The following is a 5,467-nucleotide window of genomic DNA, read 5'->3' on the forward strand; positions in this document are numbered from 1 at the left end:
GCGTAAGTTCGCCATCCTGTTCATGGACCTGGACTCGTTCAAGCGCATCAACGACACCCTGGGCCACAATGTCGGCGACCAGCTGCTGCGCATCGTGTCGGAACGCCTGCACGAAACGATACGGCCCGGCGACCATGTTGCGCAGATCCAGTCCAGTCTTGCGCGGCTGGGCGGCGACGAATTCACCATCCTGATTCCGGATCTGGACCGCGCCGAAGATGCCCTGAACGTGGCGCATCGCGTGAAGGATGCCATGCGGCGGCCCTTCATGCTGGAGGGGCATGAGATCTTCGTCACCGCCAGCATTGGCATTTCGCTCTATCCGGAGGATGGCGAGGACTGCACTTCCCTGCTCAAGTACGCCGACACGGCCATGTATCACGCCAAGAACTGCGGCAAGAACAATGCGAAACTGTACAGTTCCTCACTGACCATGCAGATCATGAGCCACGTGAAGCTGGAAGTCGGCTTGCGCAAGGCACTACAGAACGACGAGCTGTACCTGCTCTACCAGCCGCAGGTCGACGTGCCCTCAACGCAAATCGTCGGCGTGGAAGCACTGGTGCGCTGGCGCCATCCCGAGCACGGCATCATTCCGCCCAACGAGTTTATTCCTCTGGCTGAGGAAACGGGACTGATCGTGCCGATTGGAGAATGGGTGCTGCGCACAGCCTGCCTGCAGGCGCGCGCCTGGCAGCAGCAGTGCGAGCGCTCGATCCGCATGGCAGTCAATTTGTCCGCCCGCCAGTTCAAGGACGAGAATCTGGCACAGATCGTGTTGGCGGTATTGCACGACACTGGCCTCGAACCGCGCCTGCTGGAGTTGGAACTGACCGAGGGCACGCTGATGGACGACGCCCTCGCCACGCTGGCCACGCTGGAACAACTGCGGGGCATCGGCGTGTTCCTCTCCATCGACGATTTCGGCACCGGCTATTCGTCCATGAACTACCTGAAACGCTTCGACGTGCGTGCGCTGAAGATCGACAAGACCTTCATCTCCGGTCTGCCGCAGGATTCCGAAAACGCGGCCATCACGCGCGCCATCATCGCCATGGCGCATGGTCTGAAGATGATCGTTGTCGCCGAGGGCGTGGAAACCGGCGAGCAGCTATCCCTGCTGCGCCAGTTCGGCTGCGACATGGCCCAGGGCTTCTTCCTCGGCCGTCCTTCGCACCACGATTCGATTACCAGGATGCTGAGCCGCGCCGGCTCAGGTACTGCGGCGGTCTAGCATGGCGCGGGCGATGGTGCCGGCGTCCACGTATTCGAGTTCGCCGCCGACCGGCACACCGCGCGCGAGGCGGCTGACCGACAGGCCACGGGCTTTCAGCATTTCGCTGATGTAGTGGGCGGTGGCTTCGCCTTCGTTGGTGRAGTTCGTGGCCAGCACGACTTCCTGCACCACGCCGTCGGCGGCACGGTGCAGCAGTTTCTCAAGGTGAATGTCCTTCGGGCCAATGCCGTCCAGCGGCGACAGGCGCCCCATCAGCACGAAGTACAACCCTTTGTAAGTCAGCGTGGACTCGATCATGGCCTGATCGGCGGGCGTCTCGACCACGCACAACAGCTTGCGGTCGCGCTCCTCGTCCGAGCAGGTAACGCAGATCTCTTCCTCGGTGAAGGTATTGCACAGCGCGCAGTGATGCACCTGCTCTACCGCCTGATACAGGGCGCGCGACAGCATGGCTGCGCCTTCACGGTCGTGCTGCAGCAGGTGGAAAGCCATGCGCTGCGCCGACTTCGGGCCGACGCCGGGCAGGCGGCGCAATGCCTCCGTGAGGAATTCGAGTGACTTCGCCATAAATCAGGCTTGCTTGAAGGCGCTCAGGATATCGGCCGTCATGGTCGGCACGAATTCGGTGATGGTGTAGCTGGCCGCACCGGCTTCGTTGAAGGGATCGAGCTCGATCACCGCTTCAACATCGGCGCGGCTGTCGGCCGTGGCGAGGATGATGCCGCCAGTGCGTGGCACCAGTCGGCCGGACATCAGGAACATGCCATTATCATACTGCTCACGCAGATACTCGCGATGCGCTGCGAGGAGCTTGTCGATCTCCTCGGCCGGTTTGAGATAGGTGAGCGTGATGATAAACATGATGGTGTTTAGAACGGCATCTTGAAGCCGGCTGGCAGATTCATGCCGGCGGTCAGGCCACTCATCTTCTCGGCGGCGGTGGCTTCGGCCTTGCGCACGGCGTCGTTGAAGGCGGCGGCAACCAGGTCTTCCAGCATGTCTTTGTCGTCAGCCAGCAAGGATGGGTCGATCGACACGCGCTTCACGTCGTTCTTGCAGGTCATGACAACCTTCACCAGGCCGGCGCCGGACTGGCCTTCGACCTCGATATTGGCCAGCGAATCCTGGGCCTTCTTCATGTTTTCCTGCATAGCCTGCGCTTGTTTCATCAGGCCTGCCAGTTGGTTTTTCATCATGATGTGTTTCTCCGTATTTGGGTAAGTATAGCGTTAATGCGCGGGCGTCATCGGGGCTACGATCGAGCCGGGCACGATGAAGGCGCCAAAGTCGCGCACCATGGATTTCACGAATGGATCGTTGGCCACCGTCTCTTCCGCGGCACGCTGGCAGACCTCGCGGTGTGCCTGCGCTTCGGCGCTGGTGGTGTAGAAGGCTTTGCCCAGTTCTACTTCCACGCGCATTTGATGGTTGAAGCGTTCGGTCAGGGCCACGGTCAGTTTTTCGACGTTGGCCGGCGTGCTCCAGGTGTCGATTGGGCAGCGGATTCGGAACACGGCCATATTGCCGTCAAAGCTGACTTTGACCAGTTCGGCCTGGGTGGCCAACTGCTGCGACACACCGCGCAGCGGCAGGTGTGCGGCCAGCAGCGGCCAGTTGCCGTCCCAGTTCAGTTCCGGAATTGGCGTGATCACATACTCATATGGCGGCTTGACAGTTGCTGCTGCAGCGGCGCGTGGGGCTTGCGGCGCAGGCGCGGCATGTGCGCCCGGCGTTGCGGGCTGGCCTGCATCCATGCCGCCAATGTGACCAGCGCCAGCCGGCACTGCGGAGTCGTCGGAGAATTCGGTCACCCACGGCGGCAGATCGTCATCGGCGGCCGGCTGGGCGGCGCGCGCTTGTGGCGCGGACTGCTGGGCCGGCGCGGCCGGCTGTGCGGCGGCGGCGGGACGCTGCTGCACTTGTACCTGAGGCGGGGCTTCGAGCACGGCGGCGTCGCCCCTGCCCGGTACGGCATCTTCCCACGGTGCGGGACCACGAGCGGTCGTTTGTGGCGACGACGCTTGCGCGACGGGGCTGCCGGCATGCGCGGCAGATGGCGCCTGCGCAGGGCGATGCATCGCGGCGGCTTGCACATTTGCCTGTCCCGATGCGGYAGCAGCTGGTGCAGATCCGGCGGCCATCGGTGCGGCTGATGCGGCCGATGCAGCAGCTTGCGCACTTGCCCCGCCATCCGGCGCCGGGCGCGCGGCAGCGGCTGGACGCTGACCGGTACGTGCGGCAGCAGCGGCGCGGGCGGCTTCCAGCGCGGCATTGATCGCAGCGCGCGCCGGGCTCAATGGTTTGCCATCATTACCACCAGCAGCCGGAGCACTCGGCGCGGCCGCCGGCGCAGCGGCAGGCATCGGCGCCGGAGCATGCGCCGCGGGCGCGGACGTTGCCGCAGGCATTGCAGCCGTATGCGCGCCGGGCGCAGGTGCGGACGTGGCAACAGGCATTGCCGGCGCATGTGCCGCGGGTGCAGGCGCGGACGTTGCCGGCGCAGCGGCGGCGGGTGGTACGGCGACACTGGCGCGGTCGGCGACGGCAGCGGAAGCAGCTTGCGACGCAGCGGAAGCCGCCGCTGCCGCAGCAGCTGCCGCGCGAGCCGGATTCGGTCCCGCCGGACGTGCCGCTACCGGGGCGCTGGCCGGTTGGCCTTCTGCCCCGCCGACGCCGGGCCGAAAGGCCAGCATGCGTAGCAGGGTCATTGAGAACCCGGCGTATTCATCGGGCGCCAGTCCCAGTTCGTTGCGTCCGTGGACAGCGATCTGATAATACAGCTGCACTTCTTCCGCATCGAACAGCGACGCCAGACGCACGATATCGTTATATTCAGGCAGGTCGGCCGGCACCGCGGACGGCACGGTCTGCGCCAGCGCGATCCGGTGAATCAAGGTGCCCAGGTCCTGCAGCGCGCCGTTATAAGACAGCGAACGGGTCGCCATCTCGTCAGCGACCGCCATCAGGTCAGCGCCATCGCGATTGGCCAGCGCATCCAGCAGGCGCACCAGATAAGACTGGTCCAGCGCACCGAGCATGCCCTGCACCGCATCCAGCGTCACAGCACCGGCGGCGTAAGCGATCGCCTGGTCGGTCAGGGACAAGGCATCGCGCATCGAACCATGCGCGCCCTGCGCCAGCAGGCGCAAAGCGGGTTGTTCAAATTGAACGCCTTCCTGGCCCAGGATATTTTCAAGGTGGCCGACGATATGACCCGGTGGCATCTGCTTCAGATTGAACTGCAGGCAGCGGGACAACACGGTCACGGGAATCTTTTGCGGGTCCGTCGTCGCGAGGATGAACTTCACATGCTCCGGCGGCTCCTCCAGCGTCTTCAGCATCGCGTTGAAGGCGTGGTTGGTGAGCATGTGCACCTCGTCGATCATATAGACCTTATAACGTGCATTGGACGGTGCATACACCGCCTGCTCCAGCAACTGCGCCATTTCATCGACACCGCGGTTGGACGCCGCGTCCATCTCGATATAGTCCACGAAGCGGCCGCCGTCGATGGCGGTACAGGCTTCGCACACGCCGCAAGGCGTAGCAGTTATGCCACCCTGGCCGTCCGGCCCAACGCAATTCAGCGATTTCGCTAGAATACGCGACAGCGTGGTTTTGCCGACACCACGCGTCCCCGTGAACAGGTAAGCGTGATGCAGCCTGCCCGTGTGCAGCGCATGCGTGAGCGCGCGCACGACGTGCTCCTGGCCGACGAGCGTTTCAAAGTTCCGGGGACGGTATTTGCGAGCGAGGACTTGATAGGACATGTGCGCGATTTTACCGTAGTTGGCGAGCGCTGCGGACAACATTAGCCAAAGAGCAGCGCATCAATTATCATTTAATTTTTTGACAATGAAAAAGCTGCTGCTGATTTCCCTGCTGGCGCTCGCCAGTGCAGCCCACGCGGAAGAACGCGAATGGGCGCCGTATAAGAAACTGGTCGAGTCCATGCGGCTCGATAAATACTATTCCCTCCCCGCCGCCGAACGCGACAAGCTGGACTTCTACCTGCTGGTGAAGCCCGCCAACAAGGCGCTGAAAGGCTCGGATTTCAACTTCACCATCGTGCACGCGGGCGGACGCACACCGCTGCCGGTCAGCGCCGATGGCCGCATGCACCTGGTGCCTAATATGAAGTGGCTGGACGAGGATGCCAAGATCGTCACCACCCAGCCCGCCGGTGAAAAGGTCAGCCTGGCGCATGGCATGGATGCCGTGATCCCCGAT

General features: G+C 63.4%; 5 protein-coding genes and 1 pseudogene. 2 read left to right on the top strand and 4 right to left on the bottom strand.

What is annotated here, in order from left to right:
* The coding region (locus AB4Z11_RS21415; protein WP_442027536.1) for a putative bifunctional diguanylate cyclase/phosphodiesterase at positions 1-1,234 on the top strand (1,234 nt) is incomplete at its 5' end.
* On the opposite strand, the gene recR is transcribed toward AB4Z11_RS21415, so the two are convergent.
* The 4 genes from recR to dnaX are packed head-to-tail and all read right to left on the bottom strand — an operon-like array spanning position 1,214 to position 5,007.
* Positions 1,214-1,804 (bottom strand): recombination mediator RecR, encoded by a 591-nt coding sequence (gene recR, locus AB4Z11_RS21420; RefSeq protein WP_442027537.1) that lies wholly within the window; start codon positions 1,802-1,804, stop codon positions 1,214-1,216. The two genes, AB4Z11_RS21415 and recR, sit on opposite strands and share 21 nt — an antisense overlap.
* Positions 1,805-1,807: 3 nt before the next feature.
* Positions 1,808-2,098, bottom strand: coding sequence for a YciI family protein (locus AB4Z11_RS21425; protein WP_442027539.1), 291 nt, complete (start codon positions 2,096-2,098; stop codon positions 1,808-1,810).
* 8 nt (positions 2,099-2,106) lie between these two features.
* Positions 2,107-2,433, bottom strand: coding sequence for a YbaB/EbfC family nucleoid-associated protein (locus AB4Z11_RS21430; protein WP_442027540.1), 327 nt, complete (start codon positions 2,431-2,433; stop codon positions 2,107-2,109).
* A 33-nt stretch (positions 2,434-2,466) separates the two neighbouring features.
* Positions 2,467-5,007, bottom strand: a complete 2,541-nt coding sequence (dnaX, locus tag AB4Z11_RS21435) for a DNA polymerase III subunit gamma/tau (protein WP_442027542.1) — start codon at positions 5,005-5,007, stop codon at positions 2,467-2,469.
* Between the two features lie 85 nt (positions 5,008-5,092).
* On the opposite strand from dnaX, the pseudogene AB4Z11_RS21440 reads away from it, so the two are divergent.
* Positions 5,093-5,467 (top strand): annotated as a pseudogene (locus AB4Z11_RS21440) (hypothetical protein); the annotation flags it as partial.

The sequence above is a fragment of the Pseudoduganella sp. RAF53_2 genome (assembly GCF_052113985.1).
Taxonomy (GTDB): domain Bacteria; phylum Pseudomonadota; class Gammaproteobacteria; order Burkholderiales; family Burkholderiaceae_D; genus Rugamonas.